At 60.3% G+C, this 16,449-nt stretch carries 14 protein-coding genes and 1 pseudogene; 3 read left to right on the top strand and 12 right to left on the bottom strand.

From position 1 onward, the window contains the following. Window positions 1-93: 93 nt before the first annotated feature. From WFK61_RS07050 to WFK61_RS06995, 12 genes are all read right to left on the bottom strand, one after another. Entirely contained in the window at window positions 94-843 is a 750-nt protein-coding gene (locus WFK61_RS07050; RefSeq protein WP_336810821.1) for a DUF268 domain-containing protein, read from the bottom strand. 380 nt (window positions 844-1,223) lie between these two features. Further along, window positions 1,224-2,348 (bottom strand): glycosyltransferase family 2 protein, encoded by a 1,125-nt coding sequence (locus WFK61_RS07045; protein ID WP_336810820.1) that lies wholly within the window; start codon window positions 2,346-2,348, stop codon window positions 1,224-1,226. Window positions 2,349-2,385: 37 nt separating this feature from the next. Then, a complete protein-coding gene (locus WFK61_RS07040; RefSeq protein ID WP_336810819.1) occupies window positions 2,386-3,156 on the bottom strand; it encodes a cephalosporin hydroxylase family protein in 771 nt (256 codons plus the stop codon). Between the two features lie 66 nt (window positions 3,157-3,222). After that, entirely contained in the window at window positions 3,223-4,065 is an 843-nt protein-coding gene (locus WFK61_RS07035) for an NAD-dependent epimerase/dehydratase family protein (RefSeq protein WP_336810818.1), read from the bottom strand. Beyond that, a complete protein-coding gene (locus WFK61_RS07030) occupies window positions 4,062-5,285 on the bottom strand; it encodes a class I SAM-dependent methyltransferase (RefSeq protein WP_336810817.1) in 1,224 nt (407 codons plus the stop codon). Before WFK61_RS07030 ends, WFK61_RS07035 begins: the two co-directional genes overlap by 4 nt. Beyond that, window positions 5,282-5,842 (bottom strand): dTDP-4-dehydrorhamnose 3,5-epimerase family protein, encoded by a 561-nt coding sequence (locus tag WFK61_RS07025; protein WP_336810816.1) that lies wholly within the window; start codon window positions 5,840-5,842, stop codon window positions 5,282-5,284. Before WFK61_RS07025 ends, WFK61_RS07030 begins: the two co-directional genes overlap by 4 nt. Further along, window positions 5,839-6,900, bottom strand: a complete 1,062-nt coding sequence (rfbG, locus tag WFK61_RS07020) for a CDP-glucose 4,6-dehydratase (RefSeq protein WP_336810815.1) — start codon at window positions 6,898-6,900, stop codon at window positions 5,839-5,841. The genes WFK61_RS07025 and rfbG overlap by 4 nt, the downstream gene beginning before the upstream one ends. Then, entirely contained in the window at window positions 6,897-7,670 is a 774-nt protein-coding gene (gene rfbF / locus WFK61_RS07015; RefSeq protein WP_336810814.1) for a glucose-1-phosphate cytidylyltransferase, read from the bottom strand. Before rfbF ends, rfbG begins: the two co-directional genes overlap by 4 nt. Continuing rightward, complete coding sequence (locus WFK61_RS07010; protein ID WP_336810813.1) at window positions 7,670-8,938, bottom strand: ABC transporter ATP-binding protein; 1,269 nt, start codon at window positions 8,936-8,938, stop codon at window positions 7,670-7,672. The genes rfbF and WFK61_RS07010 overlap by 1 nt, the downstream gene beginning before the upstream one ends. 3 nt (window positions 8,939-8,941) lie before the next feature. Beyond that, a complete protein-coding gene (locus WFK61_RS07005; protein ID WP_336810812.1) occupies window positions 8,942-9,778 on the bottom strand; it encodes an ABC transporter permease in 837 nt (278 codons plus the stop codon). 80 nt (window positions 9,779-9,858) lie between these two features. Further along, the gene (locus tag WFK61_RS07000; RefSeq protein ID WP_336810811.1) at window positions 9,859-10,050 is read right to left on the bottom strand and encodes a hypothetical protein; all 192 of its coding nucleotides are present in this window, start codon (window positions 10,048-10,050) and stop codon (window positions 9,859-9,861) included. Between the two features lie 525 nt (window positions 10,051-10,575). Beyond that, window positions 10,576-11,478 carry a glycosyltransferase family 2 protein gene (locus WFK61_RS06995; protein WP_336810810.1) on the bottom strand — a complete coding sequence of 301 codons (903 nt, stop codon included), beginning with the start codon at window positions 11,476-11,478 and terminating at the stop codon, window positions 10,576-10,578. Window positions 11,479-13,432: 1,954 nt separating this feature from the next. On the opposite strand from WFK61_RS06995, the pseudogene WFK61_RS26125 reads away from it, so the two are divergent. From WFK61_RS26125 to WFK61_RS06980, 3 genes and pseudogenes are all read left to right on the top strand, one after another. Beyond that, window positions 13,433-13,801: pseudogene (locus WFK61_RS26125) on the top strand (relaxase/mobilization nuclease domain-containing protein); the annotation flags it as partial. 493 nt (window positions 13,802-14,294) lie between these two features. Then, entirely contained in the window at window positions 14,295-14,537 is a 243-nt protein-coding gene (locus tag WFK61_RS06985; protein WP_336810808.1) for a hypothetical protein, read from the top strand. A 209-nt stretch (window positions 14,538-14,746) separates the two neighbouring features. After that, window positions 14,747-15,736, top strand: a complete 990-nt coding sequence (locus WFK61_RS06980) for a hypothetical protein (protein ID WP_336810807.1) — start codon at window positions 14,747-14,749, stop codon at window positions 15,734-15,736. Window positions 15,737-16,449: the final 713 nt, after the last annotated feature.

Genomic DNA, 16,449 nt, shown 5'->3' with positions numbered 1-16,449 from the left:
AAGCTCGGGTCATTTTGCCTCCGACCAAATCAACAGTCGGGGCGATGGAATCAGAATTCGGCAGCCAAGGGAATCATCAACGCGATTCCTCGTTCAATGGACGTGCTCTAGATATTCCTGGAACTGCAGGTGATCGTAAATACGGTGGGCATTGAACTGCACCCGCGTTCTTCCTACCGGGGTCGCTATCAGCAAATCGCCCCCCGGTTTCAGCACCCGTTCCAGCTCGGCCAGGGCCTTAAGGTCGCCACAAGCATCCAGGGGTTCGCCATAGCGCCCTAGTCCGATATGCTCGATCACATGCATGCAGGATAACGACTCGATCGATGCATCCTCGAAAGGCAGAGAGGTCAGGTCAGCTTGCCCGCAATACAGATTGTCGAGCGCGACTGGCGCTGGCCGATAATCGTAGAAGCTTACCGGGATGAACGCCGACACGAGCGTGCAGAAAGACAAGGACGAAGAAATATCGACGTGGTGCTGCGGACGAGTGCGTGCCAGCACGCGTGCTGCCCATGCCGGGTGATAGAGATAGTGGCGATCGAATGGCGTCTCAGTAGTGTTGTCCTGCAGGCAGGGGTAGCAATCATCCCACTGCAGCGGTTCGCTGCGGCCTGCTGAAGCATGGCTCTTGCCAAAGGCTTGGAACTGGTCTTCAAACCCTGGTGGAACGTCATACTGGAGCGTTGTTTGCCCCGCGTCGCGCCCCTGAAACATCGCCTGACGCATTGACGACAATACGGTCTTCCGACCGAGCTCACTGGCAACGGCACGGCGGAGGACCCAACCGATTGCCGAGCCGAGGTTCTCGATAATAGATAATTTTACACTTGCAAAATCCATTCGCGGGACGTCCGTGTTTAATTGTCAACCAAAATCGTGCTGATGTGCGTATCAGCATATCTCCGATGTCCCCTGGAGCAAATTGTTCGGGGTGAGAATCTCGACCAGCTCGACGCGAAATATCCGTGCCTATCGGCCGCTTCATCGCGTCTCTGTCTTCTCAGTAGCTGGCGTCTCCGGCAAACTCGAGGCGGCTCAGTTTGCCTCGCCTGCTTACGCTGGCGATGGTTCACCAAACGGACTTGCACGGCGTTACGCACGCGGTTGATCAGGTTCACGATTAGGGAAACCTTTTCTGACGACGGATGCACACAAGGAGGCTAGGCGATTAATCGGGCTTCTCCGCTCGGTGGAAGCTGGTGCCCCGCCCGCGATTTGCTCTAGTGGATTGAGCATGCTGATCGCCTTGCACGCATCGTCGACATTAGCGGCGTCAACCGTGACAAATCGATCGTTAGTCGCCCCTCCTTGGCAACGAAGCCGAAGCGCGGCCCATTATCTCGGGCCGCAGCGTTCTCCGCAGGAGGCGCGATGCGGGTCGGTGGTCCGGCCAAGCTGTTGCGGCGTGCAATCTCATCGATTGCCGCCACAAGCTGCACACCGCGCTCGCTGTTTCCTATCCGCTGCGCGTCATCAGCGAGGGCCGTGAGCAGCGCTGCGAAATCGAAATGATACTTCGCGAATCGGTTTGGTAATGCGTCGCGCGCATTTAAAAGCGCGTCTGAATCGGCGATAAGGACGCTGGGAGCATGTACGATCGCCGGGTGGATTGGAGAGCTAGTAAAAGTACTGCTGGCAAAGTCATGCATGTAGGAAATACCATTGCTTTTGCCCGACGCGCCGTTGACGGAGGGTGAAAAACGGCAGCGAACGAAATGATCCACTGATGAAGACAGTGCGAAACTAGAAAAAACATCAGGCGAGCAGGGGCGAGAAAAACAGTGATCGGCGTCGTCGTGGATTTGTTGCAGTAATTCCGCACGGACGAATGAGGAATAAATACTGGGACCTTCGCTGTATGAGGCTCTCAGCCTGTGCGCTGCGCTCAAGAAAGGTTCACTTTCGCGGATCTCGATACCGCTGCCGAGACGGAGTGATGCATAGTTGCGGTACGCTGACAGGATGATGTCAGGCCACGCGTATTCCGCCTTTTCCCAGTTCAGGATTGGTGTTTGATAATGGCGTAGCAAGCGATCGGCACAGGCTAGCGCGCCGGGCAGCAGCCCATCGTCGTCGCCGAGGAAGAACACATACGTATCCGGAGCGATCGGTGTACCGAAGATGCGTTCCCAGTTGTCTGTCATCGGCAGGTCGGCCTTGCTTTCCATGACCGATACGCGTGGGTGGTTCAGCTCGCGTAGCCAGGCTGTGGTCTCAGTGCAGGCGTTGGCCAGCACTGCCACCTGGAAATTGTCGTAGTCCTGATCAAGGCAAGTTTTGAGCGCCCAGCGCAGCGTAGCAAGGCGCCGGCGCGTCGGGATCACAACAAGAAAGTTCGTACTCATCAACGCGGCTTATTCGATACGGTGGTTGACACGCGGCTCACGCTAAGCGCCGCAGATACCCATCCGGCGCGACCGTGAGCAGCAACTTGTTCTGGATGCTCTTGTCGATCTCAAACTCGGGATGCGACTTCAGAAACTCATGGACAGCCGTCTTCGGATTGTCGCCCGGACCCCAGGGCCTATCGGGGAACATAGACTTGGGCATGTCCTCGACCACGGTATCAAACACGACGCAGTAGCTGCCGATGCTGGTCAGAGAGGCATAGGCCCCCAATTCGGCCAGTACGTGATCATGCGTGTGGTTGCTGTCGAGACAAACCAGCACGCGCGAATAATCCTTGGCAAAAGCGTGCACCTGCTCGATCACATCCGGTGAGATACTCGATCCCTGGATCATGCTGATGCGCGATGCCATGGGATGAGCTTCGATTGCCCGGCGATTGTGATCGCGGATATCGATGTCGACTCCCAGTACGCAACGGCGTGAAACACGTGGATTGAGCGTAGCCCCACTCTCAATCGCCTCTGTCAGATCCAGCAGAGCGAGCATGGATGCGCTAAGGATCAAGGAGCCGCCATGAGCGATGCCGACTTCAACGATCAGATCCGGCTTCACTTCCCAGATCAGATCCTGCATCGCCACGATATCCTGCGGGTACTGGATAATAGGTCGTCCAAGCCACGAAAAATTGTACGAATACTTCGCCAGCATCGATGCGCGCATGAAGCCAGCGGTCGCCCGTTGTAGCTCTGCGTCCTCGGCATTCGCCGCGACCCTTGCATTCACTTCAGCTTGAAAGCTTGTCATTATCGACCTTCACATACTCGTAAGCGTGGTTGGGCATATTCTTGCTCTCGGCAAGGGAATTCTGGTTCATGCAGGCTTTCCTCCGGGGCGTCCCAAGACGCACGGTGGATCGAAGTCGTTGTTGGGCCGCGCCCCGAAACGAAGCAGGTCGCGACGGTCATATTCATCAGCTACCTGTTCGACCAGCTGCCGAACGGTCCGCGGCACGCCGGAGCAGATGTTGACTGCCCCTGTTTCAGACCCTAGGGCAACGTCGACGATCATACGCGCCGCATCTTTGACGTCTATGAAATCCCGGATCTGATTGCCTTCACTGAGGTCGACGGACTGACCCGCGGCAAGCCGGCGGCGGACATGAGGCAGAAGCCGGTCCTCATGCTCGCCGGCCCCGTAGAGATAGAACAGCCGGCACCAGGCGAATGATATATTGAGCTCTGCCAGCAGAGCTGACAGCAGCAGGAAACTCGCCGCTTTGGAGCTGCCGTAGAGCGTGGTGGGGCGCAACGGCGTATCAATGGAGAGAAGGCACTGGCTGACGTCATATTCGGCGCAGGTTCCGATGCCGACGAAACGCGAGACTCCTGCCTGCGCCGCCCCGCGGGCGAGGCGGATAGTGCCCTCGACACAGGCAAGGTTCTCGACCGCCCGCTGATAACGGCCCGGCATTGTGAACCAGGCCAGGTGAATCACCGTATCGATGCCCGCACAGGCATCTACCCACCATTCCTGCGTGGCGGCGAATAAATCGTCTGTCTGAAGCCGACGGCAATTCTTGGCATCGCCATCGAGACACACTGGACGCGAGGGCCGTTCGGTGAGGGTAACAGCATGGCCACGCGATAGAAGCTCGCGCACAACAGGCCGTCCCACAAAGCCCCCGGCGCCCGTAACAAGGACGTTTCGGGTCATCGAACCTCCAGCGTCGGAACGGCGGTCACGAAACGAGTGCCTGCGGCGGCCAGATCGCGGCATTGCTCGCGTACCTCGTCTGCGATGTTCCACGGCAAGATGACGAGGAAATCGGGCCGCTGCTCGCGCAGCTGCGATGGTGAGACGATCGGAATATGGCTGCCGGGCATGAACTTGTCCTGCTTCGCTGCCGCAGCATCGGCGATAAAGGGCATGAGATCCGGCTTGACGCCGCAGAAATTGAGCAGGGTATTGCCTTTCGCTGCTGCGCCATAGGCGGCGACGCGCTTTCCAGCCTGTTTCTGCTCCACGAGAAAGGCGAGGAAGTCGAGCTTGATGCGCTCGGCCCGCTCCTGGAAGGAAAGGAAGGTCGACAGCTGCTGCAGCCCTGCGTTCCGCTCGTTTTCGAGGAGATCACGCACTACCGGGGTGACCGGACGTGTGTCGTCGGCATGGCTGCCGAACACCCTGAGGCTGCCGCCGTGCGTTGGCAGTTGCTCGACGTCGAATATCCGCAGACCCGCTGCCCCGAAGATGCGGCTGACGGTGCTAAGCGACAGATACGAGAAGTGCTCATGATAGATGGTGTCGAATTGGCCCTGCTGCACCAGGTTCAGCAGATGCGGAAACTCCAACGTGATTGTGCCGCCGGGCTTCAGAGCTGCTTTCAGCCCACGCGTGAAATCGTTGATGTCCGGCACATGGGCGTAGACATTGTTGCCGGCGATCAGATCGGCCTGTCGGCCCTCACCCCGCAGGCGCGCGCCGAGCACCTCGCCAAAGAATTCGCGCAGCACGGGCACGCCCAGCGCTTCGGCGGCGGCGGCCGTGCTGGCCGTCGGCTCGATACCGAGGCAGGGAATCTCCCACTCGACGAAATTCTTCAGCAGGTAGCCGTCATTGGAGGCCACTTCGATCACGAGACTGCGCTCGTCGAGGCGCAGCCGCGAGCGCATGTCCTCGCAATAGCGCCGGGCATGTGCGAGCCAGCCCTTTGATGTGCTTGAAAAATAGGCGTAATCTGCGTTGAAGAGCTCGTCCGCGCGCGTGAAATCCTGTGTCTGGACCAGCCAGCATTCGGTGCAGACTAGTACCCGCAGGGGATAGGTCATCTCCGGCCGGCGCAAATCCTCATGCGTCAGATAGGCATTGGATGGTGGTGCGTGGCCGAGGTCGATGAAGCTGTGCTCAAGCGGGGCCGAGCAATGACGGCATCTCATAGGATCACACCCGCATAGGATGGCTCGAGGAAGGACCGCGTCGCATCCCGTTCCGACATGTCCGCAACAGGCAGGGGCCATCCGATATCCAGCCGCCGATCCTGTGGATTAAGCCCGGCCTCGGCTTCGGGCGTATAGGGCACCGAGTGGCAATACAGCAGTTCGGCGCCGTCCGACAGCACCTGGAACCCGTGCGCAAACCCCTCCGGGATCAGCAAAGCCCTATTATTCTGCGCCGATAGACGCTCCGCATGCCACTGCAGGAAGGAGGGCGAGCCCGCCCGCAGGTCAACCGCCACGTCCCACACCTCGCCCTTCAGGCACGTGACGAGTTTCATCTCGGCGTAGGGCGGCAACTGAAAATGCATACCCCGCACCGCGCCTTGCTGGACGGTGCACGTGTGATTGATCTGCGCGGCTGGCTTGCGCCAGCCTGCCGCCGCTAACTCTTCGGCGCAAAACAGCCGGCTGAGAAAGCCGCGTTCATCGCTCATGCGCTTGCGCTCAAGCAGCTTCAAGCCGCGCAGAGGCAGATCTGTTACGACGAAACGGCTCATCGGGCACGCTCCCAGGCCACGATGTCCTCTTCGCACAAGGCACGCGCTGACGCACCCTCGAAGAGGCGCCGGTACCAGGTCACCGTGCGGCTGACCGACTCCTGCAAGCCCCACCGCGGCTGCACGCTCAGCAGCTCCCTCGCCTTTGCGGTTTCGAGGGTCAGACGCCCCGCCTCATGGGGGCCCGCGTTCTCCTCATATGCGACCCCCGCCCCAGCCCAGGCGGAGCGGGCCATTTCGACGACGTCGTGAACGCTTGCATTCTCGGATGCATCGGGCCCGAAGTTCCAGGGCCCGGCCAACTCCGGTTTGGACCAAAGCGATTGCGCCAGGACGAGATAGCCGGCCAGCGGCTCGATGACATGTTGCCACGGCCGGATCGATCCCGGATTGCGTATCGCAAGCACCGCACCGGTCTGCCACGCGCGGATGGCATCGGGCAGCAGGCGGTCCCCCGACCAATCGCCGCCACCGATCACGTTGCCGGCCCGTGCGCTCGCGAGCGCCAGGCCCTGCGCGTGCAGAAAGGCGCTTCTGTAGCTGGCGATCGCGATCTCGCTGGCTGCCTTGCTCGCGCTATAGGGATCGTGCCCGCCGAGCGCATCGACTTCGCGGTAGGGCCAGTGCCATTCGCGGTTCTCATAGACCTTGTCGGTCGTCACCATCACTGCGACCCGGCAGGTCGCGAGACCGCGCAAGGCTTCCAGCAGATGCACCGTGCCCATCACGTTGATGCCGAAAGTCTCCATCGGCTCGCGGTAACTGGCACGCACCAGCGGTTGGGCAGCCAGATGCAACACCACCTCCGGGCGGGCACCCCGCACCAGCTGTGAAAAGCGCCCGCTATCGCGAATGTCGCAGAAATGGCTGTCACAGACGGTTTCGACGCCGGCCAATTCGTAAAGGCTGGGCACCGTGTTCGGAGCAAGGCTGATGCCCGTAACCTGCGCACCGAGCCGGTGCAGCATCAATGCCAGCCAGCCTCCCTTGAAGCCGGTATGACCGGTCAGCAGCACACGCTTGCCGCCCCAGAACGCGTGCGATGGCGTCGCGCTCATTCCCATGCTTTCCAGGGGGCCGATCCGCCGCCCCAGAGCTCTTCCAGCATGTTCTTGTCGCGAAGGGTATCCATCGCCGCCCAAAAGCCCTGATGCTCGTAAGCCATCAACTGGCCATCGGTTGCGATCCGCATCAGCGGCTCGCCTTCCCAGCTCGAGCTGTCACCTTCGATATAGGACAAAACCTTGGGAGAGAGGACAAAGAAGCCGCCATTGATCATGCCGCCGTCGCCGCGTGGCTTCTCGACGAAGCCGCGCACGGCACTCCCCTCCCGCGCGAGGGCTCCGTAGCGCCCCGGAGGTGCCACGGCTGTGACGGTCGCAAGCTTGCCGTGGTCGCGATGGAAAGCGATCAGGCGACTGATATCGATGTCGGCAACGCCGTCGCCATAGGTGAAACAGAACGCGTCCTCACCCTCCACATACTCGCGGACGCGTTTCAAACGTCCGCCGGTGAGCGTGCTCTCGCCGGTGTCCACCAGAGTTACGCGCCAAGGCTCAGCCTTCTGGCGATGCACGACCATCCGGTTTTCCGCCATGTCGAACGTCACGTCCGACATGTGCAGGAAATAATTGGCAAAATACTCCTTGATAACGTAGCCCTTGTAGCCACAGCATATCACGAAGTCATTCACGCCATGGGCTGAATATACTTTCATGATGTGCCATAGAATAGGCATTCCACCGATCTCGATCATCGGCTTCGGCTTCAGATGTGTTTCCTCGGAGATACGCGTCCCCAGCCCGCCGGCCAATATCACCGCTTTCATCACCTAGCTTCCTTGATCGCCCACATCAGGCGCGGACGCACGACGCCGGGCATGACATTGACATAGCCATGGCGCCCCACGCTGCCTTCCAAGGGATCGCGCACATTGAAGGTCAGTGCGCTCTGCTCGAAGAAATGGACGGTCTGTCCTTGCCCGTAGGAGGTCATAGCCAATCCCACGAAGTAGCTTCCATCATTCAAGAAGTCGCCTGGGATATTGCAGCTGGCTTCATAATCGCCTGGCGCAAGCGTCGCCGGCACATCCGGAGTACTTACAAATGCATAGGCGCCGCCCGGTACGACGAAATGAAAGTTCGGCACAAGCCTGTTGTCACTCCGGCGCTTGACCCGGAAGCCCATGCGCACCGTCAGCGGCTTGCGGATATCGATCTCCAGGGCCGCCTTGCCGCTCGCGTCGGTGATTTCGCCGTAGAGCAGTTGAACGTGATCGTCGCCGACCATCTTGCCTTGGCTGGAAAAATCGGCGCAACCGCTGAATTCGCCATCGCCACCGAGATATTCCAGAATGACTTCCGAAGGCGTGCCTTCCTTGCGAACCTGTCCTCTGTCGAGCAGGATGCAGCGGCTGCACAATGAAGTAACGCTCTCCATGCTGTGACTGACGAAGAGCACCGTCCGGCCGCCGCTGCTGATATCCTTCATCTTGCCGAGGCACTTCTTCTGGAACTCGGCGTCTCCGACCGCCAGCACTTCGTCGACGATCATGATCTCGGGCTCGAGATGCGCCGCCACCGAAAAGGCAAGGCGCATCTTCATGCCGCTCGAATAGCGCTTGATGGGAATGTCGAGAAAGTCCGCAATACCGGCAAAGTCGACAATCTCGTCGAAGCGCGCCCGGATCTCGTGCTTGCGCAAGCCGAGAATGGCGCCATTGAAGAAGATGTTCTCGCGCCCCGACAGCTCCGGGTGAAAGCCGGTACCGACCTCGAGCAACGAGCCCACGCGCCCGCGAATGCGCGCCAGTCCTTCGGTCGGGGCCGTAATGCGCGACAGCACCTTGAGCAAGGTGCTCTTGCCGGCGCCGTTACGGCCGACGACGCCCACGACGTCTCCCTCGTTCACATTGAAGCTGACGTCGCGTAGCGCCCAGAAGGCCTCGGCAGGCTTTGCTTGGCTTGCCGGCTCTCGCTTGATCAGCCGCCGCGCAGCTTCCGCCATCGTGTCGCGCAGGGTGCCATAGGCCGGCGCCGCCGTCCCGGCCAGCGAATAGCACTTGCTGAGATTCTCTACGGTAATGGCGTTCGACATGGCTCAGATCCTGTCGACGATGGCCGGCTCGAGCTTGCGGAACACACGCAGGCCAAGCGTCAGGAAGCCAACCGTCCATAATATGAGGAGCGCGTAGTTGAGGAACCCCGGCCACGCGGCCCCGACAACGATAGCGCGCATCGTGTCAATCAGCGTCGCTGCGGGATTGAGAGCATAAAGCCATTGGTACTGGGCAGGCACGAAGGTGATGGGATAGATCACCGGCGTCAGATACATGGCGATCTGGATGAAGAATGGCAGGGCGATCCCGATGTCGCGATAGATCGCATTAAGCGGAGAGAGCACTAGGCCAATGCCATAGCCGAGAAGCCCCGCTGCGACGACGACAAGTGGCACCAGCACGATCAGCGGGGAAGGCACCATACCGTAGAGCAGCATCACGGCGACCAACACGACAAGCGCGATGAAGAACTCGACTGCAGCTGCGACCGTCGACGCCAACGGCAGAATGAGGCGCGGAAAGAAAACCTTGGTGATAATGGCTTCGTTCTTCACCAGCGAGCCTGCGGCATCTCCGACCACGCGGCTGAAGTACTGCCACATCAGCAGCCCTGAAAAGACGAAGACAGGATAGGGAATCCCGTCTGTCGGAATGCGGGCCAGATAGCTGAAGACGAAAGTGAAGATCGCCGTCGTCAGGACGGGCTGCAGCAGAGCCCAGGCGATGCCGATGAGCGACTGCTTGTAACGGACCTGGATCTCGCGCAGCGCCAGCGTCCAGGCAATGTCGCGATTGGCCCAGAGGTCCGCGATGTCATGCCGGAAGGTGTAATCGGCACTTGCACGGATCACCACTTCGGCGGGCTCGTGAACGGGCATTGAACCTGTCATTGTTCGATCATGATTGGTGGGCGATCAGTTGCGCCACGAGCGGACTGCAACCGGCGAGAGAGGCGGCGTCACCACGAGATTTCCTTGAAAGCCTGATAGGTCTTGTCTATCCCCGCCGGCAGACTCGTCTGGGCATGCCATCCCAAAGTAGCGAGCTTTCCGACATTCATGAGCTTGCGGGGCGTCCCGTCGGGCTTGGAGTCGTCGAACGCGAACTCGCCTTCGAAGCCCACGCTACGGCGGCTGAAGTAGTTGTTCACGGCGTGAGCGTCAAGGCGTGGCGTTCATGCTGCGAAAGAGGCCGTCAGACTCGGCGGTAAATGTCCTTAATGCGGACTCGGTCGTCGCTCACATGGGGTCGGGCTACGCCGCGATAACGTTGGCCATTGATCCCATGGGAAGGTCGAACAATTCTTAAGCACACATTAATCGTAACGCTGCCGACCGAGGGCTCGCTACCAACCGAGTCAAGGTGGCTAGGCGCCCCGAACTGGAGATCGGCGAGGCGAGCTTCAGCTTCCCTCGAAAGACTACACAGGTCGCTGCTGCTGCGGCAGGGGCGGGGCCAGTTTTGGCCGTGATCGCATGGCAGGCTTCGAACTTGTCGAGCATCGGGCACTTCGTGGATGCTAGACAATCGGCGCGGCCTCATGCACCGCACATGGGGATGGGCGGGGCCGGCGGCTTCCAGGCGGAATAGCAGAAAGCCCGCGCGAGGCGGGCGGGTTAGGTCAGCAGGAGGAGAGCAGCTATCGGGCAGCGCTTGCGGACCTGAGCCTTCGCACTCACTCGTGGATGCGGTCAATGTGCTGAAGTTGCTCCTCAGGGAACCCCGCAGCCCGAAGCCCAACCGTGATCTCATCAATATATGTTTGGCGGTTGTACGGGTCTGGACCACGACGAACGCCCCTCAATCGAGCCTTCAACGCCATTATTGATCGGTGAGGTTTGTCAAGCGGATGACCGGGGGCAAGGCCAGCATAGCGCTTTTCGAAAAGCACTTCATTTACCCATACGCCGCGATGCTGTGCCAGAATGTGTTGGCACATAGCGCCGCCAATTACTTGGTATGGGAACGTGGTTAGAACAGATTTAATTATGGATGTACGCCACATACCGTAGACTAAATTATCCTTATGGGAGGTGGCCAACATCTCAGTAAATTTGAGGACCCGTTCTATTGGGTCTTCGGAGGTGATAATCCTCATGTCTCCAGGCGGCTCAAAGCCTCCAACGGGTCCGAGTGACATCGAGCGCGTAATCCACCTGGGGATCGCAAAGGCGGCATCGGGGTCCGAGACTAGAGCAGCAATGAGTGTTGCGGCAAAGGTCGGGCGCCACAGGTCATCATGTGCGGCCCACATGAAGAAATCACTTTCGGCGTGATCTAAGAGGCCAGAAAAATTTGCGTAAGCGCCGACGTTCTTGTCGTGCCGAAAATACGATACTCTAGAGTCTTCTCCGGCGACCTGGCGCACTTTCTCTGGTGTGTCGTCTGTGGAGCAATTGTCCGAGACGAAAACCTGGAAATCGACGCCCGTCATGGCTAATAGAGAAGACAGCGCTTCATGGACATACTTGCCGCCGTTGAAAACCGGCATGCCGATGGTGAGTGCTACGCGCTTAGTCAAAATCGTTGCCCATTTCAGAGAATAGAGGCGACCTACGATAGACTTCCGATTGTTCATCCTCACGCCCAATGACGGAGCATAGCAAGAACTTAGATGCAGCCTCGGCTCTTAAGTTAAGAATTCCTCCAAAATCTCTCGAAAGAGAAACCACCCCGCCATCCGGGCGGACGCGCGTGACGGTTACGTCTATTCTCAAAATATCGCCCGGCTTGATCGCGCTGATCATAGTTTGCGGCTCTTACGCAAATTTGAGGAGACGCACCATAACCGACTTGGCGCCAGCCCTCAACGATGAGCGCCGTCGCCTGCTAACTCGGCCAGATCATCGTTAGCAGCTCCGCCGCGATCTGCTTGATCGACGGCTGTTCGCGCTCGCCGTTCCGGACCGTCGCGAGCGTGTCGAAGACGTGTGCCCAACCCTCATCGCGCCACGCGTTGAATTTTGTCGCTTCGGTTTTCCAAGCGAGATTTGTCGAATTGGTGTGCGAGACACAAGAGACGCCGTCCGCGTAACCACGATCCTTCGCAGTTGCGTCGATATGCGCTTTATTGGCGCGGCGATAGTCGTCGATCGTCGGCGGAGGGGCACGAACTACGCTTGGATTTCCGGGTTCGTTTCCGGCAATGGGTTAGGATCGGTGCGCCCCTCCTGAGGACAGCCGCGCAGTGCAACAATGTAACCATCGCCGCCTCTCTCGACGAAGAATAACTCACGCATCGTCAAATTCTCGTAATGATTTCATATATTTGCATTTTTAAAAAAGAATAAATGTAATAGATGTGGATATTTTGATTGTTTCTATAAAATAGATTTTGTGTATTGATTCGGTGAATTCGAGTTCATCTGTTGATTGCATGCAGAATTAAATGACATGAATATTAATAGAAGATTAGTCTTTTGTAAAAGAATTGATGTATTTGTCGTTAATTAATATAATGATATCAGTTCTATGCTAGTTTCTGTCGAATAATTTTTAAATACATCTAGTTAGCGGCGCTAAGACTCGAACGCAGGGCGGCAATGGCGTGGTCAGAGGCGCTATCGATCTATCAGTTGCTCCGCTATATGCGCTGAGGCCAGCAGGCACACGAAGTGTAATCTCGTTGCCATCTTGGAGAAACGGACGGATTGCGCCGCTGCCATCCGTAAGAATCGTACCGAGGCGTTGGACCGCCACATAGCCGGCCGGGACCGTTGGCGCGGTCGCGGAGAAAGAGAACAGGGCGTCGAACGATCCGTCGCTCGTCTTGCGCGGCGGACAGACATGATAGGTCGTGCTGTCCGCCTGAGAGCCCGTGTCCAGGTCACCAGCATTGTTACCGGCGGCCCAGGCCGCATCGAGCCGCTTGGTCAGGGCCGCGTTGGCGACGAGGCGATCGAAGAGGGCCGGCCTTCGCAGGAGCTCGCCCTGCTACTGCAGTTCGAGCTGCGTGACATCCTTTCCGGGGAGCGAAGTTGCCATGGGCTGCGCACTCTGCATCGATCGAAATCACCACGGCTTGCGGCACTTCCGCCGGTGATCGACCCTTGGGTTAGCCAGCCGTGGTGATTTCATCCCCATTCTGGCCAGGAAGGAGGGCAAACCCTCCTTCCGTGGACCTTCCACCGATGCCGGAGTTCGTTCGTGGAACGAAACATAAACAAGTCTCGCAGCGTCTATATCCGGCTCCAGCCGGGTATCGCGGCGCGACTGGATGCAGCGGCATCGGAAGCCGAGCTATCGCGCGCTGGATGGGTTCGCCGCGAAATCGCCCGCGCCCTTCCGCAGGACAGTGAAGCCGCTTCATTGCCGCCATCGCCACCGCGACGTCCGATAGCGATCCCGCCAGCCGACCTCGCGGAGGTCTCACGCCTGTCCGCTTCGTTGTCTCGAATCGGCGGAGCTGTGGTCCAGCTTTGTCGGGCATACCGGGAGGGTGGCCATGTCTATCATGCGGATGCCGAAGCCGCCCTTGCCGAACTCCGCGCCGTACAGGCCGACGTTGGGCGCCTGGTCGTCCGCTTGTCGTCATGATCGCCGGCGCGACGAGAGGCGCAGGTGGCCCAGCTCTGGCCCGCCACCTGATGTCCCGGAAGGGCCAGGAAGTTCTTGTTCTCGACGCACGCCACCTCGCCGCCGCCGACCTTGGCGGGCAGCTCCGAGAACTCGTTACGGCCTCCCGTCATGGCCGAACGGATCGCCCGGTGCATCATATCCATGTCGATCCGCCGCCCGGTACAGATGCCGAAGCTGTCACGAAGATCTTCATGAGGGAGTACGAGCGGGAATTCGGGCTTGAAGAGGTTCAGCGCTGCGGTGTCGAGCACTTCAAAGCCGGACGTTGCCACTACCACATCGTCTACTCGCTCGTGCAGCCGACAGGAAAGGTTGCCGATCTCTCTCATGAGTACGCGCGTCGCGAGAAGGTCAGCCGCATCACCGAATTCGAATACGGCCTGCCTTTCGTCCGGGGCAAGCACAACAGAGCCGTCGCGCGAGCTCTCCGGGAGGATGGGCGTGCCGACATCGCCGATGCGATGGAAGCTGCCGGACTTCTTGGCGGTCGCCGTCCCATCGCGGCGCAGACACCGCGAGAACGCGCGCAGGCCGAACGTACCGATGTCTCGATAGCCGACGTTCGCGCTGCCGCGCTCGCGGCTTGGCAGGCGTCGGATTCCGGCAGCGCGTTCGATGTCGCCCTTGCCGAACGCGGCCTTCGGCTTGCCGCCGGCGATCGGGGAGCCGTGCTGATCGACCGTTCCGGGGCAGCCCATTCGTTGTCTCGCATCCTATCCGCCGCCGCCCGTGCCGGGGGCAGCCGGATCACTGCGGCCACCGTCAGGGAGCGGTTGGCCGACCACCCATTGCCAACGATCGAGGAGGCGAAAGAGCATGTCCGAAGACCCGCAATCGAACCCAGCCAAACTCATCTACCAGGAAGCGCGTGGAGCGCATCAGACCAGCCAGCAGCTCCTGCCACTTCTTGGTCTTCTCGAAGAGCCCGAGGGGCTGGGCTCACTGGACGAGATCAAGGCGCTGTTGAACACGATCGTCGTGATCCTCGGTCAGCACTCGCAGGCATTGTCCGAGATCAGGATCGGCGTCAGACACGCTGGGCCGACTCCGATGGGGTAGCAGCCCGACGTCTGCGTTCGCTCGACCTCACTCAGCTCCGGGCTCAGGCAGATCGAATCCGTCTCGCGCCAGCCCGCAAGGCCGTTCGGGATCGTTCCGCCGCGCGGGCCCTGTCCGGGATCGATGCCCGGCGCATTCGCGACACCGCGTATCGCATCGCCGCCGGCAGCCTCACGCCGCATAGTCATCACAACAGGGGAGACGTCACCATGAAGAGAATGCCGGGATTGAGGGGCTTTCGCCCAGGGAAGCAGGATTACAAGACCAGCCTCCTGTCGGGGATCGTGCCGAACTTCGACGCCTCGCCATGGGCTGACGATCTCCATCGGATCGACCGCGATTCCCCGAAGCCAAGGATTCGGACCCGCGATGGCGGCTGGATCGAGCTCGACCCGAAGGCGCGAACAGTGAAGACATGGGGTAACTCCGGCAGGGCTACCGCCCTCGCGGCGGCTATCGCGGATTCGCAAGGTTGGGACGCCGAGTTACTGCGTCCGGCTGGCGGCATGATGGCCGCTCCGGAGCGGCCCGCCCTCCGGCGTTCGGCGGAGGAATTGGAAAGCTGGTGGCGCGCGAGGGGATATGACGCTGTTTGCGCCGAGGATGGCGTTTGGGTGGACGTTGGGTCGGGAGCCCGGCTCCAGGATATTGGCGATCAGGTCTGTCTCCACGGTGCGCTTACCCCCGAGGCCGCGCGCGCCCTCATTCTGAAAGCCTCCGAAGCCTGGGGAGGCGTCGCGGAACTTTCGGGGCATTGGACGCAGGCCGACAAAGACACCCTGTGGCTCGAGGCGCAGCGCTCCGGAGTGCGCTTGGGTGCGTGCGAGCCATCGGCCAAAGCCAAGGCTGCCTGGGAAGCAGAGTCCGCCGAAGCGGCCCAGCGCGCGGATACCCTCGGCATGGTCAAGTCCGCGACCGGTCCGGCCCGGCTCCTCCTCGACGCTGCCGCGGGCGATGTCTCTGCGCTTTCGAAGCTCGATCCCGATCTTAGGGCCTTTGTGGCGTCGTACCTTGACGACGATCAACGGGCCGAACTCGCCAAGGCCGATATCGCGGATGTCATTTCGGAGTTGCATCGCTTCCGAGAGCTCGGGTGCGAGGAGCGCGCGAAAACCGAACGTGAGCGCGACGTGAGGCCCGCCAACGTTCGCGATCCCCTCGACGTGGCACCGCCGCCCGTTCCGGCTCCGGGACTCTGACGATGGATCGCGATGCAGCTCTCCTTCGTCGCTATGTCATCCGGCGATCCGAGGGGGCATACCCCTGTCCGGAGTACGCGCGCCGCGTCCCGATCGAAGGCGTCGGCTTTGCATGGGTGCGATGTAACGATCCCACTGCCCGCGCCTCCGATCGATGGAGACGCATGAGGATTCCCGGGCGTCCGTGGTGCCCGGTGCTTGGCAATCGGCTGGACATTGCCCAGGACGTTCCCCTGCAAGCCTATTTCGCCGGGGTTCCGGATAGCGACTGGTTTCGCATGGAACAGGACGTCCGGCGGCATCCTCGACGTTGCCTCTCGGCATGGCGCGCGGCTGGCCGCCGTCTGATCGAAGCCGCCCGCGCTGCGGCAGCCGGGCATCGCGCTCCGGGGAGGCTTTCCGGGTGGCCGATCAAGCGCGGGACGGGGTCGCGCTCGCTTGCCCCGGCGCGCTGATCGCGATCCGAATTCCATGAAGGATCGCCCCGGCGTCCTCGAAAGATGCGCTGTACGGCCTCGCTAAGGGCTCGTTTTCTCGTGTCGGGGTGTCAGAGCGTCGATTCTGAAGGCAAGAGCCTCAGTAGCTCCGATTCTCGCCGGGCCACCGTTTCCCCGAAACGCTCCGCATTTCGTACCATCGTGCGGAATTGGCTGGGTGCGTCCAGGAGAGACGAAGGAAGCGTCTCGGCTGCGACGGCGCTTATCGAAACTGCG

The organism is Allobosea sp. MMO-172 (genome assembly GCF_037147855.1).
Lineage (GTDB): Bacteria > Pseudomonadota > Alphaproteobacteria > Rhizobiales > Beijerinckiaceae > Allobosea.
The sequence above is the reverse complement of the archived record's forward strand: the minus strand, read 5'-3'. Positions and strand labels throughout refer to the sequence as shown.